Source organism: Burkholderia glumae LMG 2196 = ATCC 33617 (genome assembly GCF_000960995.1).
GTDB lineage: Bacteria > Pseudomonadota > Gammaproteobacteria > Burkholderiales > Burkholderiaceae > Burkholderia > Burkholderia glumae.
In genome coordinates this window covers 2,389,157-2,407,845 of sequence record NZ_CP009435.1, presented here as the reverse complement: position 1 = coordinate 2,407,845, position 18,689 = coordinate 2,389,157, and the positions used below count along the sequence as shown (strand labels likewise).

At 67.7% G+C, this 18,689-nt stretch carries 14 protein-coding genes and 8 tRNA genes; 3 read left to right on the top strand and 19 right to left on the bottom strand.

All coding sequences use genetic code 11. The features are described from left to right. Positions 1-112: 112 nt before the first annotated feature. Positions 113-1,015: a LysR family transcriptional regulator gene (locus tag KS03_RS23435; protein WP_015875294.1), complete on the bottom strand. Its 903-nt coding sequence runs from the start codon at positions 1,013-1,015 to the stop codon at positions 113-115. 134 nt (positions 1,016-1,149) lie between these two features. Here KS03_RS23435 and KS03_RS23430 point away from each other — a divergent pair, with 134 nt between their 5' ends. Next, positions 1,150-1,923, top strand: a complete 774-nt coding sequence (locus tag KS03_RS23430; protein WP_015875293.1) for a haloacid dehalogenase type II — start codon at positions 1,150-1,152, stop codon at positions 1,921-1,923. Positions 1,924-2,007: 84 nt separating this feature from the next. On the opposite strand, the gene KS03_RS23425 is transcribed toward KS03_RS23430, so the two are convergent. Continuing rightward, positions 2,008-2,412: a gamma-glutamylcyclotransferase family protein gene (locus KS03_RS23425; protein WP_015875292.1), complete on the bottom strand. Its 405-nt coding sequence runs from the start codon at positions 2,410-2,412 to the stop codon at positions 2,008-2,010. A 266-nt stretch (positions 2,413-2,678) separates the two neighbouring features. On the opposite strand from KS03_RS23425, the gene KS03_RS23420 reads away from it, so the two are divergent. Continuing rightward, a complete protein-coding gene (locus KS03_RS23420) occupies positions 2,679-3,578 on the top strand; it encodes an AraC family transcriptional regulator (protein WP_015875291.1) in 900 nt (299 codons plus the stop codon). 25 nt (positions 3,579-3,603) lie between these two features. On the opposite strand, the gene KS03_RS23415 is transcribed toward KS03_RS23420, so the two are convergent. The 13 genes from KS03_RS23415 to KS03_RS23355 form a co-directional block, all read right to left on the bottom strand. Beyond that, positions 3,604-4,071, bottom strand: coding sequence for a GNAT family N-acetyltransferase (locus KS03_RS23415; RefSeq protein ID WP_015875290.1), 468 nt, complete (start codon positions 4,069-4,071; stop codon positions 3,604-3,606). 219 nt (positions 4,072-4,290) lie between these two features. Continuing rightward, positions 4,291-4,367: transfer RNA gene (locus tag KS03_RS23410), tRNA-Asp, on the bottom strand. Positions 4,368-4,445: 78 nt separating this feature from the next. Continuing rightward, positions 4,446-4,521: transfer RNA gene (locus tag KS03_RS23405), tRNA-Glu, on the bottom strand. Positions 4,522-4,595: 74 nt separating this feature from the next. Further along, a tRNA-Asp gene (locus KS03_RS23400) sits at positions 4,596-4,672 on the bottom strand. 74 nt (positions 4,673-4,746) lie between these two features. Next, positions 4,747-4,822 (bottom strand) — tRNA-Glu (locus tag KS03_RS23395). An 81-nt stretch (positions 4,823-4,903) separates the two neighbouring features. Further along, positions 4,904-4,980 (bottom strand) — tRNA-Asp (locus KS03_RS23390). A gap of 78 nt (positions 4,981-5,058) precedes the next feature. Continuing rightward, positions 5,059-5,134 (bottom strand) — tRNA-Glu (locus tag KS03_RS23385). Positions 5,135-5,293: 159 nt separating this feature from the next. After that, positions 5,294-5,369: transfer RNA gene (locus KS03_RS23380), tRNA-Ala, on the bottom strand. Positions 5,370-5,579: 210 nt separating this feature from the next. Next, positions 5,580-5,655: transfer RNA gene (locus KS03_RS23375), tRNA-Ala, on the bottom strand. Positions 5,656-5,821: 166 nt separating this feature from the next. After that, positions 5,822-7,222, bottom strand: a complete 1,401-nt coding sequence (gene gltX / locus KS03_RS23370; RefSeq protein WP_015875289.1) for a glutamate--tRNA ligase — start codon at positions 7,220-7,222, stop codon at positions 5,822-5,824. 242 nt (positions 7,223-7,464) lie between these two features. Next, positions 7,465-9,942, bottom strand: coding sequence for a trimethylamine-N-oxide reductase TorA (gene torA, locus KS03_RS23365; protein WP_015875288.1), 2,478 nt, complete (start codon positions 9,940-9,942; stop codon positions 7,465-7,467). After that, positions 9,926-10,618 carry a TorD/DmsD family molecular chaperone gene (locus tag KS03_RS23360; protein ID WP_015875287.1) on the bottom strand — a complete coding sequence of 231 codons (693 nt, stop codon included), beginning with the start codon at positions 10,616-10,618 and terminating at the stop codon, positions 9,926-9,928. The genes torA and KS03_RS23360 overlap by 17 nt, the downstream gene beginning before the upstream one ends. Next, positions 10,615-12,240, bottom strand: a complete 1,626-nt coding sequence (locus tag KS03_RS23355; protein WP_015875286.1) for a c-type cytochrome — start codon at positions 12,238-12,240, stop codon at positions 10,615-10,617. The genes KS03_RS23360 and KS03_RS23355 overlap by 4 nt, the downstream gene beginning before the upstream one ends. A 631-nt stretch (positions 12,241-12,871) precedes the next feature. Here KS03_RS23355 and KS03_RS23350 point away from each other — a divergent pair. Continuing rightward, positions 12,872-13,789, top strand: coding sequence for a patatin-like phospholipase family protein (locus KS03_RS23350; protein ID WP_015875285.1), 918 nt, complete (start codon positions 12,872-12,874; stop codon positions 13,787-13,789). Between the two features lie 139 nt (positions 13,790-13,928). On the opposite strand, the gene KS03_RS23345 is transcribed toward KS03_RS23350, so the two are convergent. From KS03_RS23345 to KS03_RS23330, 4 genes are all read right to left on the bottom strand, one after another. After that, the gene (locus tag KS03_RS23345; RefSeq protein WP_015875284.1) at positions 13,929-14,609 is read right to left on the bottom strand and encodes a C40 family peptidase; all 681 of its coding nucleotides are present in this window, start codon (positions 14,607-14,609) and stop codon (positions 13,929-13,931) included. 114 nt (positions 14,610-14,723) lie between these two features. Then, a complete protein-coding gene (locus tag KS03_RS23340; protein ID WP_230674422.1) occupies positions 14,724-16,481 on the bottom strand; it encodes an ABC transporter ATP-binding protein in 1,758 nt (585 codons plus the stop codon). Further along, on the bottom strand, positions 16,478-17,575 hold the full coding sequence (locus tag KS03_RS23335) for an ABC transporter permease (protein WP_015875282.1): 1,098 nt from the start codon (positions 17,573-17,575) through the stop codon (positions 16,478-16,480). Before KS03_RS23335 ends, KS03_RS23340 begins: the two co-directional genes overlap by 4 nt. Before the next feature lies 1 nt (position 17,576). Continuing rightward, positions 17,577-18,617 (bottom strand): microcin C ABC transporter permease YejB, encoded by a 1,041-nt coding sequence (locus KS03_RS23330; protein WP_039202107.1) that lies wholly within the window; start codon positions 18,615-18,617, stop codon positions 17,577-17,579. Positions 18,618-18,689 lie beyond the last annotated feature (72 nt).

The window sequence follows — 18,689 nt, the reverse complement described above, 5'->3', positions numbered from 1 at the left end:
AAGCCGGGCGCGCGACGCACGCGCCCGGCATCGCGACGCCGACGGCGTCGCAGGCCGTTGAATCCGCGCGCCGGCCCTGGCGCGCGGATTTTTCCTTCCCGCCGCGCCGGCCTCAGCCCCAGTAATCGGGCTGGTCGTAGGTATGCTTGAGGAAATCGAGGAACAAGCGCACCCGCAGCGGCAGATGGCGGCGCTGCGCAAACACGGCGTGGATGCCGATCGGCGGCGCCGCGAACGCATCGAGCACGCTGACGAGGCGCCCCGCCCGGATGTCGGCACCCACCTCCCACCAAGAGCGCCAGGCGAGCCCGTGGCCGTCGAGGCACCATTCGTGCAGCACCGCGCCGTCCGAGCATTCCATGGTGCCGTTCACGCGGATCGAGACGGTCCCGCCGTCGTGCTGGAAGGTCCAGCCGCGCTGCTGGTTCGCGTTCGCGGCAAGCGCAAGGCACTGGTGGCCGGCCAGATCGTCGAGCGTGGCGGGAGTGCCCGCGCGTGCGAGATAGGCCGGCGAGGCCACGCACACGCGCCGGTTCTCGCCGAGCTTCAGCGATACCAGCGACGAATCGGGCAACTCGCCGAGCCGCACCGCGCAATCGAACCCTTCGTTGACGAGATCGACCATCCGGTCGGACAGATCGAGCGTGATCGACACGTCCGGATGCGCGGCCGTGAACGCCGGCACGAGCGGCGCGACGTGGCGGCGGCCGAAGCCCGCCGGCCCCGATACGCGCAGGTGCCCGCTCGCCTTCACGCCACCGGCCGACACGCTGGCCTCGGCGTTCTGCATGTCGTTGACGATGCGCTGGCAGTCCTCGAGAAACGCCGAGCCCTCGAAGGTCAGCGTCAGCTTGCGCGTGGTGCGCACCAGCAGCTTCACGCCGAGCCGCTCCTCGAGCGCGTCGATGCGGCGGCCGATGATCGCGGGCGCGACGCCTTCGGCGTGCGCGGCGGCGGACAGGCTGCCTTTCGCGGCCACCGCGATGAAGGTTTCGATTTGCTTGAAGCGATCCATGACGACGGGAGAATGGCGTGCCGGCCAGATTAGGTTGATGAAAGTAAAAGATCAAGTGATGTAGAACTTATTTTCAGGCCCGGTACATCACGAATAGAATCGCCTTCACCCCGTCCGTCCCGAGTGTCCCGCCCATGTCGCCCGTCACGCCCGTCGGCACCACCGCTTCCCAGGCATTCGCCGCGTGGCCGAAAGCCATCCTGTTCGATGCCTATGGCACGCTGTTCGACGTCCATGCCGTGCTGGCCGCTGCGGAGCAGCTGTTTGCCGGCCGCGGCGAGGCGCTGTCGCAGCTGTGGCGGCGCAAGCAGATCGAATACACGCAATTGCGCACGCTGGCCGACCCGGCCGGCGCGTACTACCGGCCATTCTGGGACATCACGCGCGACGCGCTGCGGCACGCCTGCCGCGCGCTCGGCCTGACGCTCGGGCCGGCGGCCGAAAAACGGCTGATGGACGAATACGCGTGCCTGTCGACGCATCCCGACACCGTGCCGGCGCTGCGCCGGCTGCGCGAGCTGCCCGGCGCGCCGCGCCTAGCGATTCTCTCGAACGGCGACGCGCGGATGCTCGACATCGCGGTCAAGAGCGCAGGCATGTCGGGGCTGTTCGAGCAGGTGCTGTCGGTCGAGGCGGTGCGTGCCTACAAGCCCGCTGCCGCCGCTTACCGGCTCGGCGCCGAGGCGTTCTGCGCAAGCCCGAGCGAGCTCGTGTTCGTGTCGTCGAACGGCTGGGACGTAGCCGGCGCGGGCTGGTACGGCTACCTCACCTTCTGGCTCAACCGCACCGGCGCACCAGCCGAGGAACTCGGTATCGCGCCCGCCGGCGCCGGCTCGCGCATGGACGACCTGCTCGCCTTCATCGGCACCGCGCAGCGCTCGGCGCCGCCCCCAGGCGCGGCACACTGAGCTTGCGCCCACCGGCCGGCTTCGTGCGCGACGCTGCCCGGCCGTGATATCCGCCGCGCGACGGGAAGCGGCGCGGTGCGCGCTTCAGCTGCGCGCGAGCCGGTAGCCGACCCAGTCGCCCGACACGATGCGAGGGCGGTCCGCGACCGACTGTTCGTCGACCGGGTAGTACAGGCAGTCGTAGCGTCGCCCGGCCAGTTCGACGCTGGTCTGCCGCGCGGCGAACAAGCCGGTGACGCCGGGGTAGACCTCCTCGATCTCGTCGAGCACCGGCACCAGCCGCTCGTCGATCGCATAGACATCGCCCTGCACGACGTCGTCGCCATCGGCCACCACCATCCCCGGATAGGCACCGAAATCGTAAAGCCGACCCTTCAGCACGCCCGATCCGACCAGTTGCGGCGGCGCGATGCCATGGCGCGCCGCCGCGCGGCCGATGTCGTTGATTTCGCCGGCGCGCAGCGTGCCGTAGACGAATACATGGCGCATCGTGATGTCCTTCTCCCTTGAGGTCCTGTGATGAAAAACGGCTTGTGCACGGGCAGGTCTGCGCCGCCCGTCGCGAATCGACCGGCATTGCCATCGCGGAGTTCCGCGGCGGGCCGCCTCGCGCCTGCGGCGGCAGTCGGCCCGCCGCGCCTGCTGCATCCCGGCCCGGCGCGCCCGCGCCGCTCATTATCGGAGCAAGCGGCCTCGGCGCATGCCAGCCGGCCGGCCGTCCTACAATACCGGTTCGTCCAGCCGCGCTGCTCACGATGCAACCGTCCGCCGCCACGTCGATCACCATCGACATTCCACCCGAGTTCTCGCCAACCCCCGAACACCCGCTGCGCGTGCGCTCGCGGCCGATGGCGTCGCGCATGCGAATCCCCGAACACACGCACGCGTGGGGGCAGCTCGCCTATGCTTCGCGCGGCGTGCTGCGCGTGGCAACGGCCGGCACGACCTGGATGGTGCCGCCCTCGCGCGCGATCTGGATTCCACCGCGCACCTCGCACGAGCTCGTGGTAGTCGAGGATGCGTTTCTGCGCACGCTCTACATCGACGAATCGGCGATCCCGGGCGGCCTCGACGCCTGCCGCGTGGTGGAAGTATCGGGCCTGCTGCGCGAGCTGATCGTGGCACTCGACGTGCGCACGCTCGCGCAGGCTCGAGAACGGCTGCTCACGCCCCTGATCCTCGACGAACTCACGCGCAGCGAGCCACTGCCGCTCGCGGTGCCGATGCCGACCGAGAAGCGCCTGCGCGCGCTCTGCGAGGCAGTGCTCGCGCACCCGGCGCAGGCCGAGTCGCTCGACCATTGGGCCGCCGCAGTCGGCGCGAGCACGCGAACCATCGCGCGGCTATTTCGCCAGGAACTGGGAGTGAGCTTCACGCAATGGCAGCAGCAGGCACTGGTCGCGCGTGCGATTCCATTGCTCAATCAAGGACGGCCGATATCGCATGTCGCGCACGAACTCGGCTACCAGAGCCAGAGTGCGTTCTCGGCGATGTTCCGGCGTGCGTTCGGCAAGAGCCCGCGCGCATTCATGCTCGGCGACGCCGGCGCCGCCACGGCCGATTCCGCCGAATCGACCGACCCCGCCCCGGGCGAGCCCACCGCCACCGCGACCACCGCCGGGCCGGCAGCAAGCGACGAAGCCGCCATGCGCTGAGTCCGTGGACATGACGCCTGTCGCGTCACCCTACCGGCCGCGCCATGTAGCGGATCGAGCCCAACTGGGCGAGCCGCGGCCCGGCGAGCCGGTAGCCGAGGCGCAGATAGAGCCGCGCAGCCGGATTGTCGACGAACACGCGCAGTTGCGTCTCGCGCAGGCCGCGCGCCTGGGCCCAGCGATGCGCCGTATCGAGCAGATAGCCGCCTGCTCCGAGCCCGCGATGGCCTTGGCGGATCTGCACGTCACGAATATGGAGCGCATCGCGCTCCTCGGTCAGCCGCATCACGCCGATTCGTTCACCGTCACGCTCGAGAATGAAGTTCTCCGATTCGCACCAGCTCAAATAGAACAGATCGGTACGCCATTGCAAACCGTGGCGCAGGTAGTAACTGCCCATGTTGCCGTGCGTCAGCGTCTCGGCAAATTCGAAATCGTCCGGCTCGGCCGGGCGAAGCTGAAACAAAAGTCGGACATCGGTGGGATCGGGCATGGCGTCGAGAGAGATCCTCGGATCTCTTCACGATAGCGCAGCGAGCCGCCGATGCAATGGCAAATTCCACGCATGGCGCTACCGGGACAGCGCGATGCGTTGTCAAGGGATGGGTTGATGCCGCGGGCTCGATGACGACGCCATCGAGCAAACCGCCCGCTTGGGCGACGCTCGATACGGACGAAAAAATACCCGCTGACGCGGGTATTTTTCACAACTTGGCGGAGCGGACGGGACTCGAACCCGCGACCCCCGGCGTGACAGGCCGGTATTCTAACCGACTGAACTACCGCTCCACACGTTTGTCACGACAACCCGGCGTCGGTTAAACTCCGGCCTGCCTGCTTTGCACTCGTCGAATGCGCCGCGATGACTGGCGTCCCCTAGGGGATTCGAACCCCTGTACTCACCGTGAAAGGGTGATGTCCTAGGCCTCTAGACGAAGGGGACTACGTACCACTTCAACTTGCTGCACTTCCGATGCGAAGGCCCGTTCATCCTGAAGCCGAACGGGCTTGGCATGCTGGCGGAGCGGACGGGGCTCGAACCCGCGACCCCCGGCGTGACAGGCCGGTATTCTAACCAACTGAACTACCGCTCCAGCTTTTCTCGCTATCCGACAGGGCCATCTGCCCTGCCGCCACGTCGCCCGAATCTCGAACGACGCCAGAATCCTGGCGTCCCCTAGGGGATTCGAACCCCTGTACTCACCGTGAAAGGGTGATGTCCTAGGCCTCTAGACGAAGGGGACTGCGTACCGCGAACAACTCTACTACCTGTGCCGCTAACGATAAAGCCCGTTCATCATGCAGCCGAACGGGCTTTGCGTTGGTGGCGGAGCGGACGGGACTCGAACCCGCGACCCCCGGCGTGACAGGCCGGTATTCTAACCGACTGAACTACCGCTCCACACGTTTGTCACGACAACCCGGCGTCGGTTAAACTCCGGCCTGCCTGCTTTGCACTCGTCGAATGCGCCGCGATGACTGGCGTCCCCTAGGGGATTCGAACCCCTGTACTCACCGTGAAAGGGTGATGTCCTAGGCCTCTAGACGAAGGGGACAAAATCTTTTCAGATTTGTCTTGCCACTGGAATTTGCTGCTTACCGCATCCAGCAAAGACCGAGATTCTTACCTGTTTTCTACCTTTTGTGAAGCATTTTTTTCAAAATTACTTCACCGTTTGCTCAAACCTGCTGCAACACTGCCGAGACCAGTTTGATGGTGGAGGTAAGCGGGATCGAACCGCTGACCTCTTGCATGCCATGCAAGCGCTCTCCCAGCTGAGCTATACCCCCTTTTTGCAGCGGTTCATCCTGAAAGCCTGCCGTCGTGACCCCACATGAAGCCGACAGAAGCTTTTTGGACTTACCCGACTACTGGAATTTGCTGCTCATCACTTTCAGCAAAGACCAAAATTCTTACTCGCTTTTCGTGCCTCGCGAAGTTAGTTTCAATCCAACTTCACGCTGCAACGAACACTGCCCAACTTGGCGAGACTGTTCTGATGGTGGAGGTAAGCGGGATCGAACCGCTGACCTCTTGCATGCCATGCAAGCGCTCTCCCAGCTGAGCTATACCCCCTTGCAGAACAGAAATGCGATTTTAGAGGGCTTTTCGCAGCTTGTAAATACCCCTTTTCCAAACCCGCAAAATTTTTTGCGAAACATCGGCAAGCTAGGGCATAGGAGGCGTGCGGCCACGTCAGCCGCGCCGCGCGCCGCCCCGTTCAGCCTTGTCGATCACGCTCTCATGCGCTGAGCCGCGAAATCACCACGTCGCGCTCGAACAGCGCGAGCACGGCGTCGAGCGATGGCGTATGCGTGGTGCCGACCACCAGCAGCCGCACCGGCATGGCCAGCGCCGGCATCTTGAGCCCGTGCGCGGCGAGCGTCGCCTTCAGCGCGGCGGCGATGCCTTCCTTGCTCCACTCGGCCGTCTTCAGCGCCTCGGTGAAGGCCGCGAGCGCCGGCTTCACGGCCTCGGTCACACGCTGCGCGAGTTCGTCTGCGTCGGGCGCCGGGATGCGATAGAACATCGCCGCGCCCTCGGCGATCTCCTTGACGGTCGAGGCGCGATCCTTCATCAGGCCGATCACGGCAGCCAGTTCCGGGCCGCTCTCCAGTGCCGTGTCGTCGATGCCGAGCGCCGCGAAAAACGGCTTGGCGAGCGCCGCGAGGCGCGCGTTGTCGGCTTCCTTGATGTAATGGTTGTTGAACCAGTTCAGCTTGGCCAAGTCGTACTGCGCCGGCGACTTGCCGAGATGCTCGAGATCGAACCACGCCACGAACTGCTCGCGCGAGAAGATCTCGGCGTCGCCGTGCGACCAGCCGAGCCGCGCGAGATAATTGAGCACCGCCTCGGGCAGATAGCCTGCATCGCGGTAGCCCATCACGCTCATCGCGCCGTGACGCTTGCTCATCTTCTCGCCCTGCTCGTTGAGCACGGTGGGCAGATGCGCGTAAACAGGCACTTCCCCGCCGAGCGCGCGCAGGATGTTGATCTGGCGCGGCGTGTTGTTGACATGGTCGTCGCCGCGAATCACGTGCGTGATGTTCATGTCGAGATCGTCGACGACAACACAGAAATTATAGGTAGGCGTGCCGTCCGGCCGCGCAATCACGAGATCGTCCAGTTCCTCGTTCGAGATCTCGATGCGGCCCTTCACGGCGTCGTCCCAGACCACCGAGCCCGTCAGCGGGTTGCGGAAACGCAGCACCGGCTGCACGCCCGCGGGCGGCTGCGGCAGCACCTTGCCCGGCTCCGGCCGCCAGGTGCCGTCGTAGCGCGGCTTCTCACCGGCCTCGCGCTGGCGCTCGCGCACCGCGTCGAGTTCCTCGGTGGACATGTAGCATGGGTACGCGAGCCCCTTTTCGACCATCTGCGCCAGCACCTCGCGATAGCGGTCCATGCGCTGCATCTGGTAGAACGGGCCTTCGTCAAAATCGAGATCGAGCCACTTCATGCCTTCGAGGATCGCGTCGACAGCGACGTCCGACGAGCGCTCCACGTCCGTGTCCTCGATGCGCAGCACGAACACGCCTTGAGTGCTGCGGGCGAAGGCCCACGGGTAGAGGGCGGAGCGGATGTTGCCGAGATGTATGAAGCCGGTCGGACTCGGCGCGAAACGGGTACGGACTTGACGTGTCATGGACGGTAGCTCGATGGCCGCTCGCGGCGGCCCGATGAATGATGGTGCGGTGACGGCGCACGCCGCGAGCGACTGCGCGAAACCGCCGGCACCGGAACGAAAAGGGGGAAATTATACCTGCCGGCGATGCGATTCCCGATGCGGGCAGTGGGCGGGATGCCGGCCCGATAGTGGATGCAGGCCGAACCGGATGCGCGGCCGGGCGGCGGCCATTGCGCCGCCCGGCCGCGAAGCCCATGGCGTCATGCGCCCTCAGGCGCCTGAAACACGTCGAGCACCGGCGGCTCGCCGTGAAACTTCTCGGCGTCGGCGATCGCCGTATGGGCGCAGGTGCCCTGCGCCAGTCGCGACGTGCCAATGCCGACCGTCAGATTGTTGACGTCACCGTAACGGCACAGGCTGCCGGGACGGCCCGGCTCGACGGGATCGAACCAGCCGCCCTCGTGGATCATCAGGCAGCCGCGGCGAATCGTGTCGGTCACCTTCACGCCCACCAGAATCTGGCCGCGCTCGTTGAACACGCGAATCACATCGCCGTCCACGATACCCCGCGCGGAGGCGTCCTCGGGATGCATCAGGCATGGCTCGCGATCGCGGATGGTGTAGGTCTTGCGCAGCATCGTGCCACACAGCTGCGAATGCAGACGGCTGTGCGGATGCGGGCTCACGACATGCAGCGGAAACTTCGCGCCCGGCCCGTCGAGCCGCTCGATCGGCTCCATCCAGGTCGGATGCGGCGGGCAATCGTCGTAGTGCATGCGCTCGATGGCCGAACTGTAGATCTCGATCTTCCCCGAGGCGGTGCCAAGCGCGTTGAGCAGCGGATCGTCGCGGAACGCCTGGTGGCGCACGAAGCGCCGGGCAGCGGCCTCGATCGGAAACGCCAGCGCCTGGTTGCTGTTCCAGAACGCCTCGAATACCGGCATTTCCATCGACATGCCGCGCGCCTGCACGCGAGCCGCCTCGTAGAAGAGGCGAATCCAATCCATCTCGCCGCGCCCCTCGGTAAACGCCTTGCCGGTGCCGAGCCGCTCGCAGATCGCGGCGAAAATCGCGTAATCGCTGCGCGCCTCGTAGAGCGGCGGGACGACCCGATGCAGCGCGAGGATGTGCGTGCTCGAATAGTCGCCAATCTGCTCGATGTCGTCGCGCTCGTAGGGTGTCGCGGCGGGCAGCACGATGTCGGCATGGCGTGCCGTCGGGGTCCACTGGAAATCGTGGACGATGAAGGTATCGAGCTTGCGCCATGCCGCGATCATCGCGTTGCGATCCTGGTGGTGCGCGAACGGATCGCCGCCCGCCCAGTAGGCCAGGTGAACGTCCGGGTAAATCGCGCGCGTGCCGTTGAAGTCGAACGGCTTGCCGGGATTGTTCAGCATCTCCACCACGCGCGACACGGGAATCTTGCGCGCGGCGGCGTCCTTGAACACGGCGCGCGCGTTGCCTGCGTCGATGCCGGGCAGCACCGGGCTCTTCGCCGCCGGGCTGCCGCCGTTCGCGTAGTGATAGGTGAAGCCGTATCCGCCGCCGGGCAGGCCGATCTGGCCGAGCATGCTGGCGAGCGTGACGAGCATCCAGTGCGCCTGCTCGCCGTGATGCTGGCGCTGGATCGACCACCCGGCGGCAAGCATGGTGCGCTTGGCGGCGAACTGGCGTGCGAGGCCGCGGATCGTTTCGGCCGGCACCCCGCAGATGCGCGAGGCCCACTCGGCATCCTTCGGCACCTGATCCGATTGGCCGGTCAGGTAGGGCACGAAACGTTCGAAACCGGTCGTGTAGCGCGCGAGGAACGCCTTGTCATAGCGCTGCTCGAGATACAGCGTATGGGCGATGCCCAGCATCATCGCGACATCGGTCTGCGGGCGCGGCGCGATCCACTCGGCATCGAAGTAGCGGCAGGTCTCGCTGCGTACGGGATCGATGCAGATCACGCGCGTGCCTTTCCTGCGCAGCGCTTCCATGGCCGGATAGGCGGCGTGGTCGGGCACCAGCCAGCCGATCTGGTTGGTCGAGACAGGATTGGCGCCCCAGAACACCATCAGCTCGGTATGGTCGATGACCACGGGCCAGACGGTCGGCTGCTCGTAGACGTCGATCGAGCCCACCACATAAGGCAGGATGACCTGGGCCGCGCCCGTCGAATAATCGCCGCTGTAGCCGACGAAGCCGCCGTTGACGGTCATCATGCGGGCGAGCAGCGTGCGCGGCGGCTGTAGCTTGCCCGTCGATTGCCAGCCGTATGAGCCCGCGTAGATGCCGCCCGCGCCGTACTTGCCGCGCACGCGCCGCAGTTCGTTGGCGACCAGGTCGAGCGCCCGATCCCAGCTGACGCGCACGAAGTCGCCGCGCCCGCGGCCCGCGACGTCGGCGCCGGGCCCGTGCTCGAGCCACGCGCGCCGGACCATGGGATAGCGGATCCGGGTCGGCGAGTAGATCGAGTCGATCACGCCCGGCAATTGATGCGACGGATGCGGATCGCCCTCCCAGGGCTTCACGCCGGTAATGAGGCCGTTCTTCACGCTCGCGCGAAAGGCGCCCCAGTGCGATCCCGTCAGGACGTCACGCGTGTCATCCGACGAGGCCGCGGACGCCGCGCGCGCGCACGGCTCCAGCAGCCCGAAGCCGGCCGTCGCGCCATACAGGCCGGTGGCGAACGCCGCCTTGACGAATGCGCGCCGCGAAAGGCCGGTGGCGAGCGGCGAATCAGGTTCCTTCGGCATGGTGATGCCCTCCGTTTGCGAGTGAGCGGCAGCTGCGCGAGCACGCCTGCGCGACGTCGCCGGCGTGGCCGGTCGCGCCGTCAGGCCCGCCGCCGGGCGGCGGCGAGGCGGCGAACAGCGCGCCCAGCACCGTGGCCAAGGCGCCGTGGAAGCCTCCCGGGTCGGCACGGCGGCAATCCGCGACGAAGCGCGGCACCCAGCGACGCAATCGCGCCTCCAGCCCCGCGAGTTCGTCGGCGCTGCCATCGCGCAGCAGGCGCGCGAACAGCGCCAGCTCGACGCACAGGTGATCGGGCGGCTCGCCGCCGCGCACGTCCAGGCCGACGCGCCGCAGCAGCGCGGCGACCTCGTGCGCGGCCCGATCGACCCAGCGCGTTCCGGTGTACGCGCTCTCGCAGAGCGGCACGGCCACGGTACCGTGCACGCCCTCGAACAGGCGCGTGTGCGCGACCGACAGGTCGAGCGCCACCTCGCGCGGCGCCGCATCGCTGACCAGGACGGCACGCATCGTGGCGATCGCCTGCGCGCAGTCGAGTTCGAGCGCGAGCGCATCGAACAGCGCCGCGGCCTCGGGCTCACGGTAGCGCGCCACGGCATCGGCATCGGGCGAAGCGGCCAGCAACCCGGCGATCCAGGCCACCACGAACGCGCGGAATTCGTCCGCCTCGCTCGTCATCGCGACGCACTCCCGACGCCGGGGCCGACGTCCTTCGAATGGTTCTGCAGCCAGGCGAGCAGCAGGCGGTATTGATCGTCGTCCAGCGACGTGAAGCGCCGCATCGCCCCGAGGGTGCCGACCCATTGGTTGGCAAGGAAATCCTCGCTGTCGGGCCGCGCGTGGCAAACCGCGCAGGTATGGCTCATCAGGTCGTCGCTGTAATGCCAGAGCGTCTGGAGATTCGTGGCCAGGGCGTCGCGCCTCACCCAGACGGTCAGGTCGCCGGGCGTCCAGTCCTGGCCGGTCTGCGCGTCGCGCACCGTCGTGCCATGCACAACCCGCGCCGCGGCGGCGGCCGACACCACCGCCTCCATGATCCGCTGACCTTGCCGCGCGTAGATCGCGCTTTCCGAGCCGGCCTGCTGCCAGCCGTGCAGCCGCACCTTCAGCCAGTCGCCGTCTCGCTCGAGCACGGCCAGTTCGGCCGCGGCGAGCAGCTTGCCGTCCTCCGGCGCGGTCGCGCCGACCTTCGGTCGTTCGAGATAGAAGCGCTTGGTGGCAACCACGTAGAGCGGGCTCGCCTTCGCCAGTTCGGCGGCCGGCGCGGCCAGCGCGTCGAGCTTCGAGGCGGCCGCGCTCGCGGTGTCGGCCGGCGGCAAGAACACGACCTGACTGGTCCGGTTCGGTGCGGGCAGGTTCGGATTCGGCGAATCGACGGCCGGCACTGTCTTCAAATAGGTGGCGATGGCGAGCCGGTCGGCGTCCGTGAGCTGCGAGGTATTGTGGATCACTTTCCGCATGTCGCCGCCGGCGCGGATGCCGATCGGCGTCACGCCCTGCTTCAGATAGCGTGCGATGTCGTCGGCCAACCAATAGTCGATGCCGGTGCCGTCCGGCGTGATGTTCGGCACGTAGCCCGTGCCTTCCGCGTTCGGTCCGCCCGAGAAGCGCCGGCCGGCGCGAATCACGCCGATCGCGTTGCGCGGCGAATGACATTCGGCGCAATGGCCCGGCCCTTCGACGAGATACCGGCCGCGCAGCCATTGCACGCTCTTGCCGGCTTCGACAGGCAGCGGCTGGCCCGACAGGAACGCGAGCCGCCAAAGGCCGATGCCGCGACGGATCGAGAACGGAAACCGGAGGTCGTGGCCGGGCTGGCGCCCCGGCACGGGCGGCAGCGTCTTCAGATAGGCGAACAGGTCGCGCAGGTCGTCGGCCGTCATGTGCTGATACGACGTGTACGGGAACGCCGGATAGGCATTGCCCTTGTCCGGCAGCACCCCTTCGCGCATCGCGGTGATGAACTGATCGAGCGTCCAGGCGCCGATGCCGTCCTTCACGTCGGGCGAGATGTTGGGCATGCGGAACGTGCCGAACGCGGTGCGGAGCGTGCGGCCGCCGCCCAGTAGCGTATCGTCGTGCCGATTCGGTGATGCATGGCAGGTGGCGCAATCGCCGGCCAGGAACAGGGTCCTGCCGTTGCGCAGATCGGCGGGCGCGGCGCTGACGGCATCGCGCTGCGGCCGCGTGAGGCGCCACGTGACTGGCGAGGTCAGCACCCAGAACAGCGCGAGCGCGCCCACCACGAGCACGCCGACGAGCCTGCCCAGCCGTTTTCCGCCTCCCGCCCGTTTCATCATGGCCTCCTTGCAGGGATCCGCCGCGCGAGGCTGCCGCCGAGCCACCTTCGGGATGCCGTGGCGACGCGGCCGGCGCCCGGCGCGCCTCGTCTCCCGGCGCACCGGGAGGCCGGGGTACGAGAACTCCGGTGCCTGTCAGCTTAGTGATTGGCCGCCGGCCAAACTTGACTCACCACAAGGCGCGGACCTGCCACGGCAGGCGCGCCGCGAGCCGCATGACTGTCGACAAGCGTGATCGGACTATGTGGCCGGATCGGTCGGCGCTTCGATGGACACGGCTACCGTTCGTGTGGCACACGACCGGATCGCCGTCGACCCGGCACGCCCGGCAGCGCCGCGCGACGGCCGTCGCCTCGAACCCCGATGCTCCTGCCGACGCACCGCCGGCCGGCCTCGACGGCTGGCAAATTCGCTATCGAAAGCCATCGACGACGGGCGCGCCGGCCGCGGCACCGTCGCGTAACCGGCTCGCGCCACCGGCTTTTCGCCGGTGCCGCCCCGCTTGCTTTATGATGTGCGCGCCGCGGCGGATGCGCAGCGCGCGAGGCCGTGCCGGCCATCGAGCGCCGTGCCGCCTCGCCGTCGGTTGCACCCCATCCCGTGTGACGCTCGCCTGCCGGAGAATTCGTCGATGTCGTCGTCCCCTCGCCTGTCCCGCCGCCACTTCTCGCTCGCCGCGATGTCCGCCTCGCTGGCCGCCTGCACGTCGTTCGGCGGCAAGACCTCGCCGCCCGCGGCCACCGCCACGCGCCGGCCGCTGAAGATCGGCATCGCGCTCGGCGGCGGCGCCGCGCGCGGCTTCGCGCACATCGGCGTGCTGAAGGCGCTCGAGGCGCGCAACGTCCAGATCGACCTCGTGGCCGGCACCAGCGCCGGCTCGGTGGTGGGCGCGCTCTACGCCTCCGGCATGAACGCATTCGAGATCAACAAGCTCGCGCTGACCATGGATGAAGCCTCGATCAGCGACTGGGCGCTGCCGTGGCGCTCGCGCGGGCTGCTGATGGGCGTGGCGCTGCAGAACTACATCAACAAGACGCTGAACAACCGGCCGATCGAGAAAATGGCCAAGCCGCTCGGCATCGTCGCCACCGATCTGCAGAACGGCCAGCCGATCCTGTTCCAGCGCGGCAACACGGGCCTCGCCGTGCGAGCGTCGAGCAGCGTGCCGTCGGTGTTCGAGCCGGTGCGGATCGGCACGCGTGAATACGTGGACGGCGGCCTCGTGAGCCCGGTGCCGGCCTCGTTCGCGCGCAAGATGGGCGCCGATTTCGTGATCGCCGTGGACATCTCGGCCCGCCCCGAGGGCGCACCGACGCAGAATCCGATCGAACTGCTGCTGCAGACCTTCACGATCATGGGCCAGACCATCAAGGCCTACGAACTCGACAAGTACGCCGACGTGGTGATCCGCCCGAATCTGGCCGAGATGAGCGCAAGCGATTTCATGCAGCGCAACGCGGCGATCCTGGCCGGCGAGGAAGCGGCCGCGAAGCTCATGCCGGAGTTGCAGGGCAAGCTGGCGGCCGCCGCGGCACGCGCCGCGGGCTGAGGCCCGCGCGAGCCGGGCCGTGAGGCGGCGGCGCCCCGCCGCCAAAGAAAAACCCCGGCCTCCTTGCGCAGGCCGGGGTGGCTCGATCGATGGGCGCGCCAACGCCCCGCGACGTGACGCGGGCGCAGCCCGCCCGCGCTCAGTTGCCGGGATTGAAGTCGGACGGATTGCCGTTGATAGTCGCGCTCACGCGCTGGCGCAGTTCGTCGGGCTTGGTCGGGAACTCCGACTCGAGCCGGCGAGCCCCGGTGAAACGCTTTTCCCAGTAGCTGCTTTCGAGATCGTCGACGCGGATCGTGCTGCCGGTGGACGGCGAGTGCACGAACTTGTTATCGCCGATGTAGATGCCGACGTGTGAGAAGGTGCGGCGCATCGTGTTGAAGAACACGAGATCGCCCGGCTTCAGCTCGCTCATGCGAACCTTCTCGCCGACGCGGCTCATCTCCTCGGCGCGGCGCGGCAGCGACATGCCCAGCGTGTCCTGGAACACGTAGCGCACGAAGCCGCTGCAATCGAGCCCGGAATCGGGTGAATTGCCACCCCAGCGGTAGCGTACGCCGATCATGTTCAGCGCACCGACCACCACGTCGCCCGCCTTGCCGGCCATGCCGGACAGGAACGAACGCGCGCCGCCGCTCGGGGCGCTCGGCTGGGCATTGAGGACGGAGGGCGTCGGCACGGACTGTGGCGACAATGCGACGTTCTGATTCAAGCTGCCTGCTTCGTCGGCGAACGCGCCGGAAGTTGCAGCCATCAGAGCGCCAAAAAACAACCCGGCGACAGCGCGCCTGCAAACCTGAGTGATGGATCGGTACTGCATCGGTCGGTAATATTGTGCTTAAAAATCAGCTGATTGGCGGAAATTTCGGTCGATACTAGCTAGACGGTATTTGTTTGTCAAAATGAATTGAAAAATTCAATCAAGTTCTGCACATCATTGGGGCAGGTTCCGCCCCTCGACGGCAGCCAGCAACTTGCGCGTGTACGGGTGTGACGGTGCCGTGAAAATTTTCTCCACATCACCGGTTTCGACAATCACCCCGCCCTGCATCACCGCCACCCGGTGCGCCATCGCGCCGATCACCTCGAGGTCGTGGCTGATGAACAGGTAGGCGAGGTTGTACTTGCGCTGCAGGCCCGCGAGCAGCTTGAGCACCTGTTGCTGGATCGACACGTCGAGCGCGCTGGTGGGCTCGTCGAGCACCAGCACGCGCGGCTCCAGCACCAGCGCGCGAGCAATCGCGACACGTTGCCGTTGGCCGCCCGAAAACTCGTGCGGATAGCGATGCAACACCGTGCGGTCGAGCCCGACCTCGCGCAGCACCGCAATCACGCGCTCGCGGCGCGCCTCGGCCGACAGCTCGGGCCGGTGCAGCTCGAGCCCCTCGCCGACGATGCGCTCGATGGTGTAGCGCGGCGACAGCGAGCCGAACGGGTCCTGGAACACCACCTGCAGCCGCGACCGCAGCGTGCGCGCCTCGGTGCCGCACCAGCTCGCGAGCGGCCGGCCGTCGAATTCGATGCTGCCGCCGGCGGTCCGCTGCAGGCCCAGCAGCGCCATCGCCAGCGTCGACTTGCCCGAGCCAGATTCGCCGACCACGCCCAGCGTCTCTCCCTGCCGCACCGACACGCTGGCGCGCTCGACCGCGGTGAACTGCCCGCTGCGGAACCAGCCGCCAATGCCGGGCAGCTTGTGCCGGTAGACCACCGTCACCTCGCGCGCGTCGAGCACCACCGGCGCGATCGGCAGCACCGGCGCGGCGGTGCGCCGCGGCCGGCTGTCGAGCAGCCGGCGCGTGTAGGGATGATCGGGCTCGGCGAAGATCCGCTCGACCGGCCCGCTCTCGACCAGACGCCCCTTCTCCATCACGGCGACGCGCTGCGCGAAACGCCGCACCAAGTTCAGATCGTGCGTGATCAGCAGGATCGCCATGCCGCGGCCGTGCTCCGCGTCGCGCTGCAGGTCGAGCAGCAGTTCGACGATCTGCGCGCGGATCGTGACGTCGAGCGCCGTGGTGGGCTCGTCGGCGAGCAGCAGGCGCGGCCGGCAGGCCAGCGCCATCGCGATCATCGCGCGCTGGCGCTGGCCGCCCGAGAGCTGGTGCGGATAGCTGTCGACGCGGCGTTCGGCCTCGGCGATGCCGGTGCGTCCCAGCAGCGCGATCGCCCGCGCCCGCGCCTCGCGCTGCGAGACGCCGTCGTGCAGCACGATGGTTTCCATGATCTGGTCGCCGATCGTATAGAGCGGGTTCAGCGCGCTCATCGGCTCCTGGAAGATCATCGCGATCTCGGCGCCGCGCAGCCCGCGCATCGCGCGTTCGCTCTTCGCGCCGAGCTCGGCGCCGTCGAAGCGGATCGTGCCGCTCTGCTCGGCCTCGCGCAGCAGCCGCAGGATGGCGAGCGCCGTGACGCTCTTGCCCGAACCCGATTCGCCGACCAGCGCCACGCGCTCGCCGCGGCCCACCGTCAACGAGACGTCGTCGACGGCCAGCGTCTCGCCGAACGCAACGCGCAGGTGCTCGATCGACAGCAGCGGCACGGCGCCGGCGTCGTGGCTGGGTGCCTCGCCGCCCGCCCGGGCGGGCGCGCCGGACACCGCGTCCGGCGTCGGTGCCGCGGTCGGCGGCGCGTCGTCCGGGGCGCGGCCCACCTTGCGCGGCGGCTTGGCCGATGGCTTCGACGGCCGCGTCATCGCACGCCTCCCGCCGCGCGCGAGGTATCGGCGATGCGCGAGTCGAGCGCATTGCGCAGCGCGTCGCCCATGAAGGTCAGCAGCAGCAGCGTGAACACCAGCACCGCGAAGGTCGCAAGCGAGATCCACCAGGCGTCGAGGTTCGCCTTGCCCTGCGCGAGCAGTTCGCCGAGGCTCGGCGTGGGCGGCGGCACGCCGAGCCCGAGGAAGTCGAGGCTGGTCAGCGCGAGGATCGAGCCGCTCATGCGAAACGGCAGGAACGTGATCACGGGCGTGAGGCTGTTGGGCAGCACGTGGCGCCAGATGATCTGCCAGTTGGTGAGGCCGATCGCGCGCGCGGCACGCACGTAGTCCTGGGTGCGGTTGCGCAGGAACTCGGCGCGCACGTAGTCGGCAAGGCCGACCCAGCCGAACAGCGACAGCAGCACGATCAGCAGCAAGAAGCTCGGCTCGAAGATCGACGCGAAGATGATCAGCAGGTAGAGCTCGGGCATCGAGCTCCAGATCTCGATCAGACGCTGCCCGACGATGTCGATGCGCCCGCCGTAGAAGCCTTGCACGGCGCCGGCCGCGATGCCGAGGACGGTGCCGATCAGCGTCAGCACCAGCGCGAACTCCACCGACACGGCGAAGCCGTACACCAGCCGCGCGAGCAGGTCGCGGCCCTGCGCGTCGGTGCCGAGCCAGTTATCGCGCGACGGCGGCGCCGGGTTCGGCAGCGCCGAGAAATAGTTGAGCGTGGTGGCCGAATAATGGTTCGGCGGATACAGCACGAAGTTGCCGGGCGCCTCGAGCTTGCCGCGCACATAAGGGTCGAGATAATCGGCCGGGGTCGGGAAGTCCCCGCCGAAGGTGGTCTCGGCGTAGTCCTTCACGATCGGGAAATAATAGTGCCCGTCGTAGCGCACCACCAGCGGCCGGTCGTTCGACCAGAGCGGCGCGGCCAGCGCGACGGCGAATGCCACCACGAACACCACGAAGCTCCAGTAGCCGAGGCGCTGGCCGCGAAAACGCCGCCAGACGCGGCGCGCGGGCGATGGCGAGACGCGCGCGCGGGCGGCGTCGATCCGGGAGGAAACGGCGGCTCGGCTCACGTCAGCGCTCCAGTTGGTCGAATTGAATTCGCGGGTCGACCCAGACGTAGCAGAGGTCGGAGACCAGCTTCGTGACGAGGCCGATCAGCGTGAACAGGTAGAGCGTACCGAGCACCACCGGGTAGTCGCGGCGCACCACCGATTCGTAGGACAGCAGCCCCAGGCCGTCGAGCGAGAACAGCGTCTCGATCAGCAGGCTGCCGGTGAAGAACGCGGCGACGAACGCGCCCGGAAAGCCGACCACGAGCGGCAGCAGCGCGTTGCGAAACACGTGCTTCCACAGCACGCGCCGCTCGCTGAGCCCCTTGGCGCGCGCGGTCAGCACGTACTGCTTGCGGATCTCGTCGAGGAACGCGTTCTTGGTCAGCATGGTGATCACGGCGAAGCTGCCCACCACCGAGGCGGTGATCGGCAGCACCAGATGCCAGAGGTAGTCGGTCAGCTTGCCGAGCAGGCTCAGCTGCGCGAAGTTGTCCGAGGTCAGGCCGCGCAGCGGGAACAGCTGCCAGAACGAGCCGCCGCCGAACAGCACCAGCAGCAGCACACCGAGCACGAAGCCCGGGATCGCATAGCCCACCAGCACCATCAGGCTCGTCACGAGATCGAACGACGAGCCGTTGTAGACCGCCTTCGCGATGCCGAGCGGGATCGAGATCAGGTAGGTCAGCAGGAAGGTCCACACGCCGATGCTGATCGACACCGGCAGCTTCGAGACGACCAGCGACCAGACGCTCTGATGATGGAAATAGCTCTGGCCCAGATCGAAGCGCGCGAAGCGCTCGAGCATCAGCCCGTAGCGCTCAAGCGGCGGCTTGTCGAAGCCGTACAGCGCCTTGAGCTGCGCGAGCTGCTGGGCGTCCACGCCCGAGTAGTTGCGCAGCCCGAACGGCGCGCGGCCCTGCTCGGCGCCCTTGCGCAATTCCTGCACGGCCTGTTCCACCGGGCCGCCGGGCACGAACTGGATCACCGCGAACGTGATCGTCAGCACGCCCAGCAAGGTCGGGATCATCAGCAGCAGACGTTTGAGGATATAGCTCCACATAGGCGAGGTCGGCATGCGGCGCGCGCGGCGCGGTTGAGGAAGCGGCGGCCGGCCCGGCCGCCGCATGCGGAA

Coding starts and splice junctions, on each gene's coding strand:
- KS03_RS23425 (WP_015875292.1), bottom strand. CDS start 2,412: ATGCGCCATGTATTCGTCTACGGCACGCTGCGCGCCGGCGAAATCAAC.
- KS03_RS23355 (WP_015875286.1), bottom strand. CDS start 12,240: ATGATGAAACGGGCGGGAGGCGGAAAACGGCTGGGCAGGCTCGTCGGC.
- KS03_RS23420 (WP_015875291.1), top strand. CDS start 2,679: ATGCAACCGTCCGCCGCCACGTCGATCACCATCGACATTCCACCCGAG.
- KS03_RS23340 (WP_230674422.1), bottom strand. CDS start 16,481: ATGACGCGGCCGTCGAAGCCATCGGCCAAGCCGCCGCGCAAGGTGGGC.
- KS03_RS23435 (WP_015875294.1), bottom strand. CDS start 1,015: ATGGATCGCTTCAAGCAAATCGAAACCTTCATCGCGGTGGCCGCGAAA.
- KS03_RS23330 (WP_039202107.1), bottom strand. CDS start 18,617: ATGTGGAGCTATATCCTCAAACGTCTGCTGCTGATGATCCCGACCTTG.
- KS03_RS23430 (WP_015875293.1), top strand. CDS start 1,150: ATGTCGCCCGTCACGCCCGTCGGCACCACCGCTTCCCAGGCATTCGCC.
- KS03_RS23360 (WP_015875287.1), bottom strand. CDS start 10,618: ATGACGAGCGAGGCGGACGAATTCCGCGCGTTCGTGGTGGCCTGGATC.
- torA (WP_015875288.1), bottom strand. CDS start 9,942: ATGCCGAAGGAACCTGATTCGCCGCTCGCCACCGGCCTTTCGCGGCGC.
- KS03_RS23350 (WP_015875285.1), top strand. CDS start 12,872: ATGTCGTCGTCCCCTCGCCTGTCCCGCCGCCACTTCTCGCTCGCCGCG.
- gltX (WP_015875289.1), bottom strand. CDS start 7,222: ATGACACGTCAAGTCCGTACCCGTTTCGCGCCGAGTCCGACCGGCTTC.
- KS03_RS23345 (WP_015875284.1), bottom strand. CDS start 14,609: ATGCAGTACCGATCCATCACTCAGGTTTGCAGGCGCGCTGTCGCCGGG.
- KS03_RS23415 (WP_015875290.1), bottom strand. CDS start 4,071: ATGCCCGATCCCACCGATGTCCGACTTTTGTTTCAGCTTCGCCCGGCC.